This is a genomic window from Pseudomonas alkylphenolica (assembly GCF_004025535.1).
Lineage (GTDB): Bacteria > Pseudomonadota > Gammaproteobacteria > Pseudomonadales > Pseudomonadaceae > Aquipseudomonas > Aquipseudomonas alkylphenolica_A.
On sequence record NZ_QJRG01000034.1, the window covers coordinates 815174 to 831548 of the forward strand.

Genomic DNA, 16375 nt, shown 5'->3' on the forward strand with positions numbered 1-16375 from the left:
CACGGCAAGCCGGGCTCCCACAGGTTCTACGGGCGTCAGGTGCTGTAGATCAACAGCACTTCGGCCCACCCTTGCCGCCGTAACGGGCTTCCTGGCGTTCGCGGAAAAACGCCTCGTAGCTCATCACCGGCTTGTCCGGATGTTTGGTCTGCATGTGCTCGACATAGTTGTCGTAGTCGGGCATGCCGACCATCAGGCGGGCTGCCTGCCCCAGGTATTTACCCAGTCGACCCAGATCGTTGAACATCATTGCATTCCTCTAGGGTTACGCATCCGGCTGAGCCTGGAACGGAGTTTCCTTGTCGGTGCGTTCTTTCTTGCCCAGGGCGGCGATACCGACCTTGAGGGCGAAGAACAGAATGCTGAACACCACGAACAGGAACAGGATGGTCAGGCCGGCGTTGGTGTAGGCGTTGAAGATCACATGCTGCATCTGACCGATGTCCTTGGCCGGTGCCAGTACTTGCCCGGCGTCGAGCGCCACGCTGTACTTGTTGGCCAGGGCCAGGAAGCCGACGGCCGGGTTCGGATCGAACAGCTTGATGAAACCGGCAGTAGTGGTGCAGATCAGCAGCCAGACAGCAGGCAGCAGGGTGACCCAGATGTACTGCTGGCGCTTCATTTTGATCAGTACCACGGTACCGAGCATCAAGGCGATACCGGCGAGCATCTGGTTGGAGATGCCGAACAGCGGCCAAAGGGTGTTGATGCCGCCCAGTGGATCGATCACGCCCTGGTACAGCAGGTAACCCCAAAGGGCCACGCAACCACCGGTGGCCAGCAGGTTGGCGCCCCAGGATTCAGTGCGTTTGAGGGCCGGAATGAAGCTGCCCAGCAGGTCCTGAAGCATGAAACGACCGGCACGGGTACCGGCGTCGACGGCAGTCAGGATGAACAGCGCCTCGAACAGGATCGCGAAGTGGTACCAGAACGCCATGGTGTTTTCACCCGGCAGCACCTGGTGGAGGATCTGCGCGATACCTACCGCCAGGGTCGGCGCACCACCGGCACGGGCCAGGATGGTGTGTTCGCCGATGTCCTTGGCAACCGCCTCAAGGGCGTCAGGGGTAATTGCGAAGCCCCAGCTGCTGACGGTCTGGGCAACCGACACGACATCGGCACCGACCACGGCCGCCGGGCTGTTCATGGCGAAGTAGACACCCGGCTCGATCACCGAGGCTGCAACCATCGCCATGATCGCCACGAACGACTCCATCAGCATGCCGCCGTAACCGATGTAACGGGCGTTGGTTTCGTTATCCAGCAGCTTGGGCGTGGTGCCCGAGGAGATCAGCGCGTGGAAGCCCGACACCGCGCCACAGGCAATGGTGATGAACAGGAACGGGAACAGGGTACCTTTCCACACCGGGCCGGTACCGTCGGTGAACTGGGTCAACGCCGGCATTTTCAGCTCGGGGGCGATGATCAGGATACCGATGGCCAGGCCAACGATGGTGCCGATCTTGAGGAAGGTCGACAGATAGTCACGTGGCGCCAGCACCAGCCAGACCGGCAGCACGGCAGCAACAAAACCGTAACCCACCAGCATCCAGGTGATCTGCACGCCAGTGAAGGTGAATGCCGGGCCCCAGACCGGATCTGCGGCAACCTGGCCCCCCAGCCAGATCGACAGCAGCAACAGCACCACGCCGATCACCGAGATTTCGCCAATGCGCCCCGGACGGATGTAGCGCATGTAGATGCCCATGAACATCGCGATCGGGATGGTCGCCATCACCGTGAACATGCCCCATGGGCTCTCGGCCAGGGCCTTGACCACGATCAGGGCCAGCACCGCGAGGATGATGATCATGATCAGGAAGCAGCCGAACAGGGCGATGGTGCCCGGAATCCGGCCCATTTCCTCGCGCACCATGTCACCCAGCGAGCGACCGTTGCGGCGGGTGGACATGAACAGCACCATGAAGTCCTGCACTGCACCGGCCAGCACCACACCGGCGATCAGCCAGAGCGTGCCGGGCAGGTAGCCCATCTGCGCTGCCAGCACCGGGCCCACCAGGGGACCTGCACCGGCAATGGCTGCAAAGTGGTGACCGAATAGAATGTGTTTGTTGGTCGGGACATAGTCCAGGCCATCATTGTTGAGCACCGCCGGGGTAGCCCGACGAGGGTCCAGCTGCATCACCTTGGTGGCGATAAACAGGCTGTAGTAGCGGTAGGCGACCAGGTAGATGGCCACCGAAGCGACGACAATCCACAAGGCGTTGATGGCCTCGCCACGACGCAGGGCGACCACACCCAGCGCACAGGCTCCTATGACTGCCAGCGCCAGCCACGGAATGTGACGTAGCAGGCTATTATTGTTGTTCATGGTTTGCTTCCAGCTAGTGGATAAAAGACAGCCTTTCGAGTCTAGCGATACTGACGGGAAAGACCAGCCCCCACGTTGGTCTAGAGCCTTCAACGCGGATTGAACAACAGTCGTTATGCGCCCTTGCGCGAGCCTTGGCAAGTGCTGAGCTATAGTCAGGTAGAACCTGCCAGGTAGAACCCCGGAGTGCCTGAACATGAGCGACCATCAAGAACGTCGACATTTCCAGCGTGTGGCCTTCGATGCCCCCACCGAGCTGCGCCAGGGCAGTGAGTGCTGGGAAGTCAACCTGCTCGACCTGTCCCTGAAAGGGATGCTGATCGAGCGCCCGGAGCCCTGGCTGGCCGACCTGACCCAGGATTTCGACGCCGTTGTCCACCTGGGCCCCGAAGCCCGGGTGCAGATGCAGGTCGAACTGCGCCACGAAGAACCGGACAAACTCGGCTTTGTCTGTCTGCACATCGATATTGACTCCATCACTCATCTGCACCGTTTGGTGGAGCTCAACCTGGGCGACAGCACCAAGATGATGCGTGAATTGCGAGAACTGATCGAAGTTTAAAAACTGTTAGCCGGCTATCTAAAACCCCTCGCCACATTTTTCTGTCCACCTGGACAGCTTCCGCACGCTTGTCCCCCTCCTCAATGCAGCCGTGCAAGGCCTGCGCTCGACGGTTGGAACAGAACCTGCATCCATCTGTGAGCCCAAACCTTGCGTAAGACTGTTCCTACGCAAATCTAAAAATTGTATACAATTGCTCTGGCGTTAACCGGTAGTACTTGTCTACAGTAGCGCCACAACAATAAAACAGAGACCCCGCCCCATGAATACGTCCTCCTCTAGCACGTCTTCAGCCTCACGTCCCGAAGACGAGAACCTGGGCCTAGGTGCCAACCTGGCGTACGGCCTGCAACACGTACTGACGATGTACGGAGGTATCGTTGCCGTACCTCTGATTCTGGGGCAAGCCGCCGGCTTGGGCCCTGCAGATATTGGCCTGCTGATTGCCGCCTCGCTGTTTGCTGGCGGCCTGGCCACGTTGCTGCAGACGCTGGGCCTGCCGTGGTTCGGTTGTCAGCTACCGCTGGTGCAAGGGGTCTCCTTTGCCGGCGTGGCGACCATGGGCGCAATTCTCAGCACCGAAGGTGGCGGTGGCCTGCCCGGAGTGTTCGGGGCGGTCATGGCGGCGTCGCTGATCGGGTTTCTGATTACCCCGGTGTTCTCGCGCATCACCAAGTTTTTCCCGCCGCTGGTGACCGGGATCGTGATCACCACCATCGGCCTGACCCTTATGCCGGTTGCCGCGCGCTGGGTCATGGGCGGCAACAGCAAGGCACCGGACTTCGGCAGCATGGCCAACATCGGTCTGGCAGCGCTGACCTTCGTGATCGTGCTGGTGCTGAGCAAACTGGGCAACGCGACGATTTCGCGCCTGTCGATCCTGCTGGCGATGGTCGTCGGTACCCTGATCGCCTGGTCGCTGGGTATGGCCGATTTCAGCCGGGTCCTCGATGGCCCGCTGGTAGCCATGCCTACGCCCTTCCACTTCGGTATGCCGACCTTCCAGATCGCCGCCATTCTGTCGATGTGCATCGTGATCATGGTGACCCTGGTGGAAACCTCGGCCGACATCCTCGCCGTCGGTGAGATCATCGACACCAAGGTAGACTCCAAGCGCCTGGGCAACGGCCTGCGCGCCGACATGGCCTCCAGCATCCTGGCGCCGGTCTTCGGTTCCTTCACCCAGAGTGCCTTTGCCCAGAACGTGGGCCTGGTCGCCGTGACCGGAGTGAAAAGCCGCTACGTCGTGGCGACCGGTGGTGTAATCCTGGTGGTACTCGGTCTGCTGCCGATCATGGGCCGCGTCATTGCCGCAGTGCCGACCTCAGTACTCGGTGGTGCCGGTATCGTGCTGTTCGGCACCGTGGCCGCCAGCGGTATCCGTACCCTGTCCAAAGTCAGCTACACCAACAACGTCAACCTGATCATCGTTGCCGCTTCGCTGGGCTTCGGCATGATTCCGATCGCCGCCCCGAACTTCTACGATCACTTCCCAAGCTGGTTCGGCACCATTTTCCACTCCGGCATCAGCTCGGCAGCGATCATGGCGATCATCCTCAACCTGGTCTTCAACCACTTCACCAAGGGCAACTCCGACCAGCAATCGGTCTTCGCTGCCGCCTACGAGCGCACCATCAACTACCAGGACATCTCTGCCCTGCGTGACGGTGATTACTTCCAGGATGGCAAGCTGTTCAACGCCGAAGGCAAGGAGGTACCGGTGATGGTCGACGATGAACATGGCGGGACTTCGGTACGACGAGAGGCCGTTTCAGAGCATTGACGGCTACTGAGATACAAATAAAAAAGGCCGGTGCACATGCACCGGTCTTTTCGTTTCAGTGTGCCGCAGGCTTTACTCGAACAATGCATCCAGCGCCTGCTCAAGGCGGGTCACCGCAATCACCTGCAAACCGGGCGGCGCTTCCTTGGGCGCATTGCCTTTGGGCACGATGGCGCGCTTGAAGCCATGTTTGGCCGCTTCCTTTAAACGCTCCTGGCCACTGGGCACAGGACGAACCTCGCCCGACAGGCCGACTTCACCAAACACCAGCAGGCTGTTGTCCAGCGGACGGTTACGCAGGCTGGACATGATCGCCGCCATCAACGCCAGGTCGGAAGCCGTCTCCAGCACTTTCACCCCGCCCACCACGTTGAGAAACACATCCTGGTCATGGGTCGGGATTCCGCCATGCCGGTGCAGCACCGCCAGCAACATGGCCAGACGGTTCTGGTCCAGGCCCAGGGTGACGCGCCGGGGATTGGACAAGTGGCTGTCATCGACCAGCGCCTGCACTTCCACCAGCATCGGCCGGGTGCCTTCCCAGGTAGCCATGACCACACTGCCGGGTACTTCCTCCTGAGCGCGGGTGAGGAAAATCGCCGAGGGATTGGACACTTCCTTCAAGCCGCGATCGGTCATGCCGAACACACCCAGTTCATTGACCGCGCCAAAGCGGTTCTTCACCGCCCGCAACAAACGCAGGCGACCATCGGACTCGCCCTCGAAATACAGTACGGTATCGACCATGTGCTCCAGCACCCGCGGACCGGCCAACGCGCCCTCCTTGGTGACGTGACCGACAAGGAAGATTGCCGTGCCACTCTGCTTGGCATAACGCACCAGCAATGCCGCGCTCTCGCGAACCTGGGACACGCCGCCCGGCGCCGACTGCAACTGCTCGGTGAAAATGGTCTGGATCGAGTCGATGACCATGACCTTGGGCTTTTCGACCCGGGCGGTGGCGATGATTGCCTCGATGCAGGTCTCGGTCATCACGCGCAATTGGTCCTGCGGCAACCCCAGGCGCCGCGCGCGCATCGCCACCTGCTGCTGGGATTCTTCCCCGGTGACATACAGCGCTGGCATTCGTGTAGCGATGGCGCACAGGGTTTGCAGGAGGATGGTCGATTTGCCAATCCCAGGGTCGCCGCCGATCAACACCACCGAGCCGTCGACCAGGCCACCACCCAATACCCTGTCAAGTTCGGCGCTTGCGGTAGTAAAGCGTGGAATTTCCTCGACGCTGACTTCGGCCAGGGTCTTGATCTGGGCCTGTTGCCCGGCCCAACCGGAGCGCCCGCTGGGTGCCGCTGCGGCGCCGCTCTCGAGTACGGTCTCGACCAGGGTGTTCCAGGCACCGCACTCGCTGCACTGCCCGGCCCACTTTGGAAAGGTCGCGCCGCACTCGGTGCAGCCGTACATGCGCTTGGCCTTGGCCATAGGGACGGTCCTCTGGAAAAAGCCACCATCATAGCCGACCTCGGTGGCCTGGGCCGCCACGTAAATCGACAAAACTATTCGGTATAACCGCAGTCTGTAGTGGCAGCGCGGCGCATGAAGCGCGTAGCTGAATTACACTGCGTTTACCAACCTCATCTGTTACAAGGAATAAACCATGGGCGTGCTTAGTGAATTCAAGGCCTTCGCGGTCAAAGGGAATGTGGTCGACATGGCCGTCGGTATCATCATCGGCGCCGCCTTTGGCAAAATCGTTTCATCCTTTGTCGGTGATGTGATCATGCCACCCATCGGCTTGCTGATTGGCGGCGTCGACTTCAGCGACCTTGCCGTCACCCTCAAAGCGGCCGAAGGGGATGTGCCCGCCGTGGTGCTGGCCTACGGCAAATTCATTCAGACCGTGCTCGATTTCATCATCGTCGCCTTCGCGATCTTCATGGGCGTCAAGGCGATCAACCGCCTGAAACGCGAAGAAGCCGAAGCTCCGACCCTGCCGCCGGTACCTACCAAGGAAGAAGAGCTGCTGACTGAGATCCGCGATTTGCTCAAGACGCAGAACCGGCAGCCCTGACCCCATTACAAAAACGGCGCCCCAAGGCGCCGTTTTTGCGTGCCTGAACTACCAGTAGTTTTCCACTGCGACCTGCCCCGGCCGCCGGCTCAGGCTCAGGTTCAGGCCGCGCTGTTTGAGCACCTGGCGCGTGTCATCGATCATCTGCGGATTGCCGCACAGCATTACCCGCGAAGACTCCGGCGTCAGCGCCAGCCCAGCGGCGCGTTCCAGTTCGCCATTCTCGATCAGCGTGGTAATGCGATCATTCAGCGCCCCCGGGTGTTGCTCCCGGGTGACCACCGGAATGAACTGCAGTTTGCCGGCATGCTCGGCCAGGTAGTCGCGCTGCTCAAGGCCGGCAATCAGATCCAGGTAGGCCAGCTCTTTAGCTTCACGCACCGAGTACACCAGCTTGATCGAATCAAAGCGCTCCCAGGCCTCGAAGTCCTGCAGGATCGAGACGAACGGCGCAATGCCAGTACCGGTGGCCAGCAACCACAGATCACGGCCATCAGCAAAGCGATCCAAAGTCAGAAAGCCAAATGACTGGCGATCAATCAGCAAACTGTCGCCCGTTTTCAGGCGGCTCAGTTCACTGGTGAACTCACCACCCGGCACCACGATGGAAAAGAAATCCAGGTGCTCATCATGGGGAGCGCTGACCATGGAGTAGGCACGCCAGACCACACTCCCGTCAGCCTTGGTCACACCGAGACGGGCAAACTGCCCGGAACGGAAACGAAACCCTGGATCACGCGTGGTACGCAGGCTGAACAGGCTGGGGGTCAGCGGCTCGACGTCAAGCAACGTCTGGCGAGTGAACTTTTCAGCGCTGGCAGTCATGACTTGCTCCAAAAAACAGATACGCCCAGTGTCGCGCAAACGCGCGCAGATAAACACCGCTGGAATGTAGTGGCATCTGCAAGGGCTGAAAATCACTGCGGACATGAACGGCCTTCTCGAGTACCCCCTTGCCGGCCAAGCCCTGTAGAATCACCGCTCTGTAAATCGCCGCCGACTGTGCCGCGTGCCCCTGCCTCAGAGCCTTAAGCCATGCCCTTGTTGACCAGCCCCTTCGCCGAACTCGACCTGCTCCGCCAGCCAGAGCAAGCCAACGACCCCTTGCAAGCCTTCGATGCGGCCGATGAGTACCTGTTGGAACACCTGGCTGAACAGGCGCCCAGTGCCGCCACGCGCGTGCTGGTGCTGAACGACAGTTTCGGCGCACTGGGCATCAGTCTGAGCCGCCACATGACCGTTATCAGCAGCGGTGACTCGCATCTGGCGCGACTGGCCCTGGAAAAGAACCTGGTGCGCAATGGCCAGCTATTCGACAGCGTGCCGTTCATTCCTGCCAGCGCTCACTGGCAGGGGCCTTTCGACTGCGTGCTGCTGCGAGTCCCCAAAACCCTGGCATTGCTGGAAGAACAACTGATTCGCCTGCAGTCCCACCTGGCACCCGGCACCCAGGTGGTCGCCGGCGCGATGATCAAGCACCTGCCACGTGCTGCCGGTGACCTGCTGGAAAAGTACATCGGCCCGGTACAGGCATCGCTGGCGAAGAAAAAGGCCCGCCTGCTGATCGCCACGGCGCAGGACAAAGGGCCGTTCGTCTCGCCCTATCCCACCCGCTACACCCTCGACACGCCTCGCCTGGAACTGCTCAACCACGCCAACGTGTTTTGCCGCGAAGGCCTGGACATCGGTACCCGCGCCTTCCTCCCGCACCTGCCCGACAATCTTGGCAACGCCCGGGTTGCCGACCTGGGTTGTGGCAACGGCGTGCTTGCCATTGCCAGCGCCCTGAACAACCCACAGGCGCAGTACACCCTGGTCGATGAATCCTACATGGCGACCCAGTCGGCACTGGAGAACTGGCGCGCCGCGCTGGGCGACCGGGAAGTGAGCGTACGCGCCGACGATGGCCTGGCCGCTCAGTCCGCCCAGTCGCTGGACGTTGTGCTGTGCAACCCGCCCTTCCACCAGCAGCAGGTAGTCGGTGACTTCCTTGCCTGGCGCATGTTCCAGCAGGCCCGTGAAGCCCTGGTGGTTGGCGGCGCGCTGTACATCGTGGGCAACCGTCACCTGGGTTACCACAGCAAACTGGCGCGTTTGTTCCGCGGCGTCGAGCAAGTCGCGGCTACGCCAAAGTTCGTGGTGCTCAAGGCACGCAAGTAATCACCAGGCTGCTGCCGTAACCCCAAAAAAAGCCCTTCGCAGCGCATGCTGTGAAGGGCTGAAAGTCGCCGTAAGGCGAGATGGAAAATACGCTGTTAGTGGGTACTCAAACCTGCCGCTGCCATGAACATGCGCATCAGCCAGGCCACGATTCCCAGCGCTGTCACGCTGCCGGCCCAGATTATGGCCAGCCATCCCAGCCGTTGCCAGAGCGGCTTTTTCTCTTCATCGAAGGCGTGTTTGCCAGTCATGCGTGGGCCCTCCTAGTGGTAGCCATCCTCGTGGGTCACCTTGCCGCGGAACACGTAGTAGCTCCAGAAGGTGTAACCCAGGATGAACGGGATGATGAACAGCGCCCCCACCAGCATGAAGCCCTGGCTCTGCGGTGGCGCAGCCGCCTCCCAGATCGAGATCGATGGCGGGATGATGTTCGGCCACAAGCTGATGCCCAGACCGCTGTAGCCCAGGAAGATCAATGCCAGGGTCAGCAGGAACGGGGTGTAGTGCGCGTTGCGTGCCACGGCCTTGAGCAAACCGTACAGGGTCACCAGCACCAGGATCGGCACCGGCAGGAACCAGAACAGGTTCGGCAGGGTGAACCAGCGCGAGGCGATTTCCGGATGAGCCAGCGGCGTCCAGATACTGACGATACCCGTCACTGCCAGCAACACCAGGGCCAATGGCCGGGCCAGGTCATGCATCTGCAACTGTAGCTTGCCTTCGGTTTTCATGATCAGCCAGGTGCAGCCGAGCAAGGCATAGGCAACGATCAGCCCCAGGCCACAGAACAGGCTGAACGGGGTCAGCCAGTCGAGGGAGCCGCCGACAAAGCTGCGGTCGACTACCTTGAAGCCTTCGATGAAGGCACCCAGGGCCACGCCCTGGAAGAAGGTCGCCGCCAGCGAGCCACCGATAAACGCCTTGTCCCAGAGGTGACGTTTTTCGGCGGTGGCCTTGAAGCGGAACTCGAACGCCACACCGCGGAAGATCAAGCCGACCAGCATCAGCATCAACGGCAGGTAAAGTGCCGACAGCACCACGGCGTAGGCCAGCGGGAAGGCGCCGAACAGCGCTGCGCCCCCCAGTACCAGCCAGGTTTCGTTACCGTCCCAGACCGGCGCGACGGTGTTCATCATCACGTCACGGTCCTGCTCGCCTTTGACGAAGGGGAAGAGAATGCCGATCCCCAGGTCGAAACCATCCATGACCACGTACATCATGATGCCGAAGATAATGATCACGGCCCAGATCAGTGGAAGATCAATACCCATGACTCAGTTCCCCTTGCTCAGGCTGGTGTGCTGACCATCGTCGTGATCATCATCGGCAGCAGAAAGCGGCCGTGCTGGCGTACGGTGCTGGCCCGGCCCGCCGGTGATGGTTTCCTCACCTTCGCCGGTTTTCGGCCCCTTGCGCACCAGTCGCATCATGTAGCCCAGGCCCGCACCGAACAGGGCGAAATAAACCACCACGAACATCACCAGCGTGACGCCCAGCTGGGTATAGCTATGGTTGGAAACCCCATCGGCAGTGCGCATCAGGCCATAGACGACCCAGGGCTGACGGCCGATCTCGGTAGTGAACCAGCCGGCCAGGATTGCGATCAGGCCAGACGGGCCCATCCACAGGGTCAGGTAGAGGAACGGCCGCGAACTGTAAATCCTGTCACGCTTGCGCAGCCACAGGCTCCACAGGCCGACAAAGATCATCAGCATGCCCAGGCCGACCATGATCCGGAACGACCAGAACACCACCGTGGAGTTAGGCCGGTCTTCCTTCGGGAACTCCTTCATCGCCGGTACTTGCTTGTCCAGGCTGTGGGTCAGGATCAGGCTGCCCAGGGCCGGGATTTCCAGTTTGTAGCGGGTGGTCTCGGCCTCCATGTCAGGAATGCCGAAGAGAATCAGCGGGGTCGGCTCGTCGCCGACATTTTCCCAGTGACCTTCAATGGCGGCGATTTTCACCGGCTGGTGCTTGAGGGTGTTCAAGCCATGGAAGTCACCGATCACGGCCTGAATCGGCGCAACGATCAGGGCCATCCACATCGCCATCGAGAGCATCTTGCGGATTGCCGGGTTGTCACGCCCGCGCAGCAAGTGCCAGGCCGCCGAAGCGCCGACAAAGAATGCGGTGGCAACGAAGGCCGCGGTGGCCATGTGCAGCAGCCGGTACGGGAACGACGGGTTGAAGATCACCGCGAACCAGTCCACCGGGACGACCACGCCATTGACGATTTCGTAACCCTGCGGGGTTTGCATCCAGCTGTTGGACGCGAGAATCCAGAAGGTGGAAATGATGGTGCCGATCGCCACCATGACGGTTGCGAAGAAGTGCAGGCCTCGTCCGACACGGTTCCAGCCAAAGAGCATGACACCCAGGAAGCCGGCCTCGAGGAAGAAGGCGGTGAGCACTTCATAGGTCAGCAACGGTCCGGTGATGGAGCCGGCAAAGTCGGAGAACTTGCTCCAGTTGGTGCCAAATTGATAGGCCATGACCAGGCCGGACACTACCCCCATACCGAAATTCACGGCAAAGATTTTCGACCAGAAATGGTAAAGGTCGCGGTAGACACTGTTGTTGGTTTTGAGCCACATGCCTTCGAGTACCGCCAGGTAACTCGCCAGGCCAATGGTGATGGCCGGAAACAGGATGTGAAAGGACACGGTAAACGCGAACTGAATTCGGGCGAGATCTAGAGCCTCTAATCCGAACATAGTGCTTCCTCTGTCAGGTAATCCGGCGTCAGGCGTTACGCCTTGGCGCCAACTGCCCCCACGGTAGTTGAGTGCGGCGAGTTGGAATTGTTCTAAAAACATCACAACGCAGGGAATTCGACCGTATGGCCAACCGTTGCAGATGAAACTATTGATCTGGATCAACGGTTGCCAGAAAGGATAGTCCTGAACCATCCGCGCAGTTGTGTGGTTCATTGCCGCAGATCAGTTGTCACTCTTTTTGTGCGCCCCAAAACAGTGCACAAAGCGCAATTCCGGCAAATTCCTCGCAACCACTTGTTACAAACTAGTGATAATCTGCGCAGCCGTTCCCCTCGCCGAGGCTCTGTTTCGCCGATGTCAGACCAGCCGCCGCTGTTGTTGCGCCAGCACCGTCCCTTCCTTGCGTTCTGGTTGGCGCGGGTGTGTACCGCCAGCGGTTTTCAGATGCTCACCGTGGCCATCGGCTGGCACCTCTACCAGTTGACCGGCAACGTGCTGGACCTGGGCCTGGTGGGCCTGGTGGAATTCGCCCCGCGTGTGCTGTTCATGCTGCACACCGGACACGTCGCCGACCGTTACGACCGGCGGCGCGTGGCCGCGCTGTGCCAAAGTGCGCAGGCCCTGATTGCCCTGGCGCTGGTGATTGGCAGCAGCACCGACAACGTCAGCCGCGAGCTGATCTTCATTCTCGCCTTCCTGCTGGGCAGCACCCGCTCCTTTGAAATGCCGGCTACCCAGGCACTGTTGCCGAACGTAGTCCCCAGCGCATTGTTTCCGCGTGCCGTGGCCGCCTCGGCGTCGGCCATGCAATCAGCGACCATTGTCGCGCCGGCAGTGGGCGGGTTTCTGTATGCCTTTGGCAGCACCTGGGTGTACGGCCCTACCGTGCTGCTGTATGTGACGGCCTGCCTGTTGACCTTGAGCCTCAAGGTCCGCCCTCAACGCCCGCAGCAAGGCCGCGCAAGCCTGGACTCGCTGCTGGCCGGCATCCGCTTTATCCGCAGTCGCCCGGACATTCTCGGGGCCATTTCCCTGGACCTGTTTGCCGTGCTGCTGGGCGGCGCCACGGCGCTGTTGCCGGTCTTCGCCAAAGACATCCTGCTGACCGGCCCCTGGGGCCTCGGGCTGCTGCGTTCGGCTCCGGCTGTAGGTGCCTTGCTGATGTCACTGTGGCTGGCGCGCTTCCCGGTGGAGCGTAACGTCGGCCGGGTGATGTTCACCGCCGTGGGAATCTTCGGAGTGGCGACCATTGCCTTTGGCCTGTCGACCTCGTTCTGGTTTTCCCTGGCCGTCCTCGCGGTGCTGGGTGCTGCCGACATGATCAGCATGGTGATTCGCGGTGCCTTTGTGCAACTGGAAACGCCGGATGAGATGCGCGGTCGGGTCAGCGCGGTTAACGGACTGTTCATCGGCGCGTCGAACCAGCTCGGTGAGTTCGAGTCGGGGCTGACCGCGCACTGGTTCGGCACGGCGCCAGCGGTGGTGCTGGGTGGGGTTGGAACGCTGCTGGTGACCGGGGTGTGGATCAAGCTGTTCCCGACGCTGGCCGGGCGCGATCATATGCACACCCGGGCCCGATAGGTACGTCACACACCTAGCTGAGCCGCCACCCGCTTGTGCACCGTCCTGCCCGCCACCTGCTCGACCAGTGTCAGGGCAAACGCCAGCGCCGCTGCCGAACCCTGGGCGGTGATGCAATTACCGTCCACCACCACCGGCTGATCGACGAAACTGCAACCGGACAACCGCTGGCTGACATCCGGATGACAGGTCATACGTCGTTGACGTAACACACCGAACGCCTGCAACACCAAGGGGCCTTCGGCAATCGCGGCAAAAAAATTACCGGCCTTGGCCTGATCCACTACCCGCTGATGCAGCGGTTGGTGCGCCGCCATGTGCTGCGCAGCTTTCTCACCGCCAGGCAACACCATCAGGTCGAACGGCTGGGCAAGCAGGTCCACCAGCATGCCGTCGGCCGTCACGCGCGTGCCACGGGCACAGGTGAGCATCCGCCGCCCTTCGATACTGGCCACCACTACCTCCGCCTCGGCGCGGCGCAACACATCGATCAAGGTCACGCATTGCAAGTCATCGACGCCTTCGGCTATTACGATCAATGCTCTGTGGCTCATGGGCGTTCTCCTGTGTCTGTCTTTCAAGCGTAGTTGATCGGAAAAACACCCTGAAACTGCGTACATCTGCTGTGTATCGCGACATTAATTACCGCCAGGCGAGCATGCTGGTATGATGCGCGGCTTTTTTCCGACCCAGGCAAATTCCACATACCCCACGCGAGGGTCTGTGCTTTGCTGATGGGGTCGATACATTCACGGCGCCGGGGCGCGCCACGGGGAGCAGGCATGCTGGAAAGGCTGTTTCAACTAAAGGCACACAACACCAACGTGCGCACCGAGATTCTTGCGGGCGTCACTACCTTCCTGGCCATGGCCTACATCCTGTTCGTCAACCCGAGCATCCTCGGCGAAACCGGCATGGACAAAGGCGCACTGTTTGTCGCCACCTGCCTGGCAGCAGCGATCGGCTCGACGACCATGGGCCTGATCGCCAACTACCCGATCGCCCTGGCGCCGGGCATGGGCCTGAACGCCTTTTTCACCTACACGGTGGTCCTGCACATGGGCCACACCTGGCAGGTGGCACTGGGTGCGGTATTCATTTCGGCGGTGCTGTTCTTCCTGCTGTCGATCTTTCGTATCCGTGAATGGATCGTCAACAGCATCCCGCTGCCACTGCGCTCGGCCATTGCTGCGGGTATCGGCCTGTTCCTGGCGCTGATCGCCCTGCACAACGCCGGTATCGTCGTCGATAACCCGGCTACCCTGGTGGGCCTTGGCGATCTCAAGCAACCGGCACCGATCCTCGCCACCCTGGGCTTCTTCCTGATCGTCGCCCTGGAGGCCATGAAGGTCCGTGGCGCGGTGCTGATCGGCATCCTGGCGGTGACCGTGACCTCCATCGTGCTGGGCTTCACGCCGTTCGCCGGCGTGGTTTCGATGCCGCCATCGCTGGCGCCGACGTTCCTCCAGCTCGACATCAAGGGCGCTCTGGATGTGGGCCTGATCAGCGTGATCTTCGCCTTTCTGTTCGTCGACCTGTTCGACAACTCCGGCACCCTGATCGGCGTTGCCAAGCGCGCCGGCCTGATGCGCAAGGACGGCCACATGCCGAAAATGGGCCGCGCGCTGATTGCCGACAGTACCGCCGCCATGGCCGGTTCCCTGCTGGGTACCTCGACCACCACCAGCTACATCGAATCGGCCGCGGGCGTGAGCGCTGGCGGCCGTACCGGCCTGACCGCCATCGTGGTCGCCATCCTGTTCCTGCTGGCACTGTTCTTCGCCCCGCTGGCCGGTAGCGTTCCTGCTTTCGCGACCGCCCCGGCGCTGCTGTTCGTCGCCGTACTGATGGCCTCGGGCCTGGCGGAAATAAACTGGGACGACGTCACCGAAGCCGCTCCCGTGGTGATCACCGCGCTGGCGATGCCACTGACCTACTCGATCGCCAACGGCATCGCGTTCGGTTTCATCTCCTGGACAGCGATCAAACTGCTCTCCGGCCGTCGTGGTGACCTGAACCCGGCGCTGGTCATCCTGTCGATCCTGTTCGTTATCAAGTTGGGCTGGTTCAACGCATGAGTGCTGTTTTAGACCCTTCGACCTACACCCAGCAGCTCGACGCCAAGGCTGCCCGCCTGCGTGAGCTGCTGGCACCATTCGACGCCCCGGAGCCGGCAGTATTCGACTCCCCGCGCGAACACTATCGCCTGCGCGCCGAGTTCCGCCTGTGGCGCGAGAACGAACAGCGCTTCTATGCGATGTTCGCCCCGGGCGAAAAGCACACGCCGATCCTGATCGAAGACTTCCCCATCGCCAGCCTGCGCATCAATGAATTGATGCCGCGCCTGAAGGCCGCCTGGATGGCCAGTTCGGCGCTGAGCTTCAAGCTGTTCCAGGTGGAATTCCTCACCACCCTGGCGGGCGATGCAATGATCACCCTGTGCTACCACCGTCCACTGGACGAGCACTGGGAAGCAGCTGCACAGCAGCTGGCCAGCGACCTGGGCGTGAGCATCATCGGGCGCTCCAAGGGCAAGCGCGTGGTGATCGGTCGCGACTACGCGGTTGAAGAGCTGCAGATCGCCGGGCGCAGCTTCCGCTACCGCCAGCCAGAAGGCGCGTTCACCCAGCCTAACGGTGCGGTAAACCAGAAGATGCTCAACTGGGCTTATGAAGCCCTGGGCGAGCGCCAGGACGATTTGCTGGAGCTGTACTGCGGCAACGGTAACTTCACCCTGCCGCTGGCCACCCGCGTGCGCAAGGTGCTGGCCACCGAGATCAGCAAGACCTCGGTGAATGCCGCATTGCATAACCTTGACGACAACGCGGTGGACAACGTGCGCCTGGTGCGCCTGTCGGCCGAGGAATTGACCGAGGCGTTGAATGAAGTGCGGCCATTCCGTCGCCTGGAAGGCATCGACCTGAAGAGCTACGACTTTGGCAGCGTCTTCGTCGACCCGCCGCGTGCCGGCATGGACCCGGACACCTGTGAGCTGACCCGGCGCTTCGACAACATCCTGTACATCTCTTGCAACCCGGAAACTCTGGCAGCGAACATCGCCCAGTTGCACGATACGCACCGTATCGAACGCTGTGCGCTGTTCGACCAGTTCCCCTACACCCATCACATGGAAAGCGGGGTGTTGCTGGTTCGGCGTTGATTCACGTGTTGCGGGCGTCGGCTCCCCCGGCGCCCACAACATGCTGTTAAC

Annotated in this window: 15 protein-coding genes; 7 read left to right on the plus strand and 8 right to left on the minus strand. The window is 61.3% G+C overall.

Annotated elements, in window-relative coordinates; genetic code table 11:
• Window positions 1-49 precede the first annotated feature (49 nt).
• The gene (locus DM813_RS07920; RefSeq protein WP_028944033.1) at window positions 50-247 is read right to left on the minus strand and encodes a YbdD/YjiX family protein; all 198 of its coding nucleotides are present in this window, start codon (window positions 245-247) and stop codon (window positions 50-52) included.
• A gap of 18 nt (window positions 248-265) precedes the next feature.
• On the minus strand, window positions 266-2332 hold the full coding sequence (locus tag DM813_RS07925) for a carbon starvation CstA family protein (protein ID WP_128322847.1): 2067 nt from the start codon (window positions 2330-2332) through the stop codon (window positions 266-268).
• 196 nt (window positions 2333-2528) lie between these two features.
• Here DM813_RS07925 and DM813_RS07930 point away from each other — a divergent pair, with 196 nt between their 5' ends.
• Together DM813_RS07930 and DM813_RS07935 are read left to right on the plus strand one after the other, a co-directional pair.
• Window positions 2529-2894 (plus strand): PilZ domain-containing protein, encoded by a 366-nt coding sequence (locus tag DM813_RS07930; RefSeq protein WP_128322848.1) that lies wholly within the window; start codon window positions 2529-2531, stop codon window positions 2892-2894.
• Between the two features lie 262 nt (window positions 2895-3156).
• On the plus strand, window positions 3157-4677 hold the full coding sequence (locus DM813_RS07935) for a nucleobase:cation symporter-2 family protein (RefSeq protein WP_128322849.1): 1521 nt from the start codon (window positions 3157-3159) through the stop codon (window positions 4675-4677).
• A gap of 72 nt (window positions 4678-4749) precedes the next feature.
• On the opposite strand, the gene radA is transcribed toward DM813_RS07935, so the two are convergent.
• Complete coding sequence (gene radA / locus DM813_RS07940) at window positions 4750-6117, minus strand: DNA repair protein RadA (RefSeq protein WP_128322850.1); 1368 nt, start codon at window positions 6115-6117, stop codon at window positions 4750-4752.
• 175 nt (window positions 6118-6292) lie between these two features.
• Between radA and mscL the strand changes: the two genes are divergently transcribed.
• Window positions 6293-6706: a large-conductance mechanosensitive channel protein MscL gene (gene mscL, locus DM813_RS07945; protein ID WP_128322851.1), complete on the plus strand. Its 414-nt coding sequence runs from the start codon at window positions 6293-6295 to the stop codon at window positions 6704-6706.
• A 48-nt stretch (window positions 6707-6754) separates the two neighbouring features.
• Here the strand turns inward: mscL and DM813_RS07950 are convergent, their stop codons facing one another.
• Window positions 6755-7531, minus strand: coding sequence for a ferredoxin--NADP reductase (locus DM813_RS07950; RefSeq protein ID WP_128322852.1), 777 nt, complete (start codon window positions 7529-7531; stop codon window positions 6755-6757).
• Window positions 7532-7741: 210 nt separating this feature from the next.
• Between DM813_RS07950 and DM813_RS07955 the strand changes: the two genes are divergently transcribed.
• Entirely contained in the window at window positions 7742-8866 is a 1125-nt protein-coding gene (locus tag DM813_RS07955) for a methyltransferase (RefSeq protein ID WP_128322853.1), read from the plus strand.
• Between the two features lie 95 nt (window positions 8867-8961).
• Here DM813_RS07955 and DM813_RS07960 read toward each other — a convergent pair whose 3' ends face one another.
• Genes DM813_RS07960 through DM813_RS07970 form a run of 3 tightly spaced genes read right to left on the minus strand, consistent with a single transcriptional unit; the run spans window position 8962 to window position 11580 of the window.
• Complete coding sequence (locus DM813_RS07960; RefSeq protein ID WP_128322854.1) at window positions 8962-9117, minus strand: DUF2474 domain-containing protein; 156 nt, start codon at window positions 9115-9117, stop codon at window positions 8962-8964.
• Between the two features lie 12 nt (window positions 9118-9129).
• Window positions 9130-10137, minus strand: a complete 1008-nt coding sequence (gene cydB, locus DM813_RS07965; RefSeq protein WP_128322855.1) for a cytochrome d ubiquinol oxidase subunit II — start codon at window positions 10135-10137, stop codon at window positions 9130-9132.
• 3 nt (window positions 10138-10140) lie between these two features.
• Window positions 10141-11580 (minus strand): cytochrome ubiquinol oxidase subunit I, encoded by a 1440-nt coding sequence (locus DM813_RS07970; RefSeq protein ID WP_128322856.1) that lies wholly within the window; start codon window positions 11578-11580, stop codon window positions 10141-10143.
• A gap of 357 nt (window positions 11581-11937) precedes the next feature.
• Between DM813_RS07970 and DM813_RS07975 the strand changes: the two genes are divergently transcribed.
• Window positions 11938-13164, plus strand: coding sequence for an MFS transporter (locus DM813_RS07975; RefSeq protein ID WP_128322857.1), 1227 nt, complete (start codon window positions 11938-11940; stop codon window positions 13162-13164).
• 5 nt (window positions 13165-13169) lie between these two features.
• Here DM813_RS07975 and DM813_RS07980 read toward each other — a convergent pair whose 3' ends face one another.
• A complete protein-coding gene (locus DM813_RS07980; protein WP_128322858.1) occupies window positions 13170-13718 on the minus strand; it encodes a DJ-1 family glyoxalase III in 549 nt (182 codons plus the stop codon).
• A 228-nt stretch (window positions 13719-13946) separates the two neighbouring features.
• Here DM813_RS07980 and DM813_RS07985 point away from each other — a divergent pair, with 228 nt between their 5' ends.
• Window positions 13947-15242, plus strand: a complete 1296-nt coding sequence (locus tag DM813_RS07985) for an NCS2 family permease (protein WP_128322859.1) — start codon at window positions 13947-13949, stop codon at window positions 15240-15242.
• On the plus strand, window positions 15239-16324 hold the full coding sequence (trmA, locus tag DM813_RS07990; RefSeq protein WP_128322860.1) for a tRNA (uridine(54)-C5)-methyltransferase TrmA: 1086 nt from the start codon (window positions 15239-15241) through the stop codon (window positions 16322-16324). Before DM813_RS07985 ends, trmA begins: the two co-directional genes overlap by 4 nt.
• Window positions 16325-16375 lie beyond the last annotated feature (51 nt).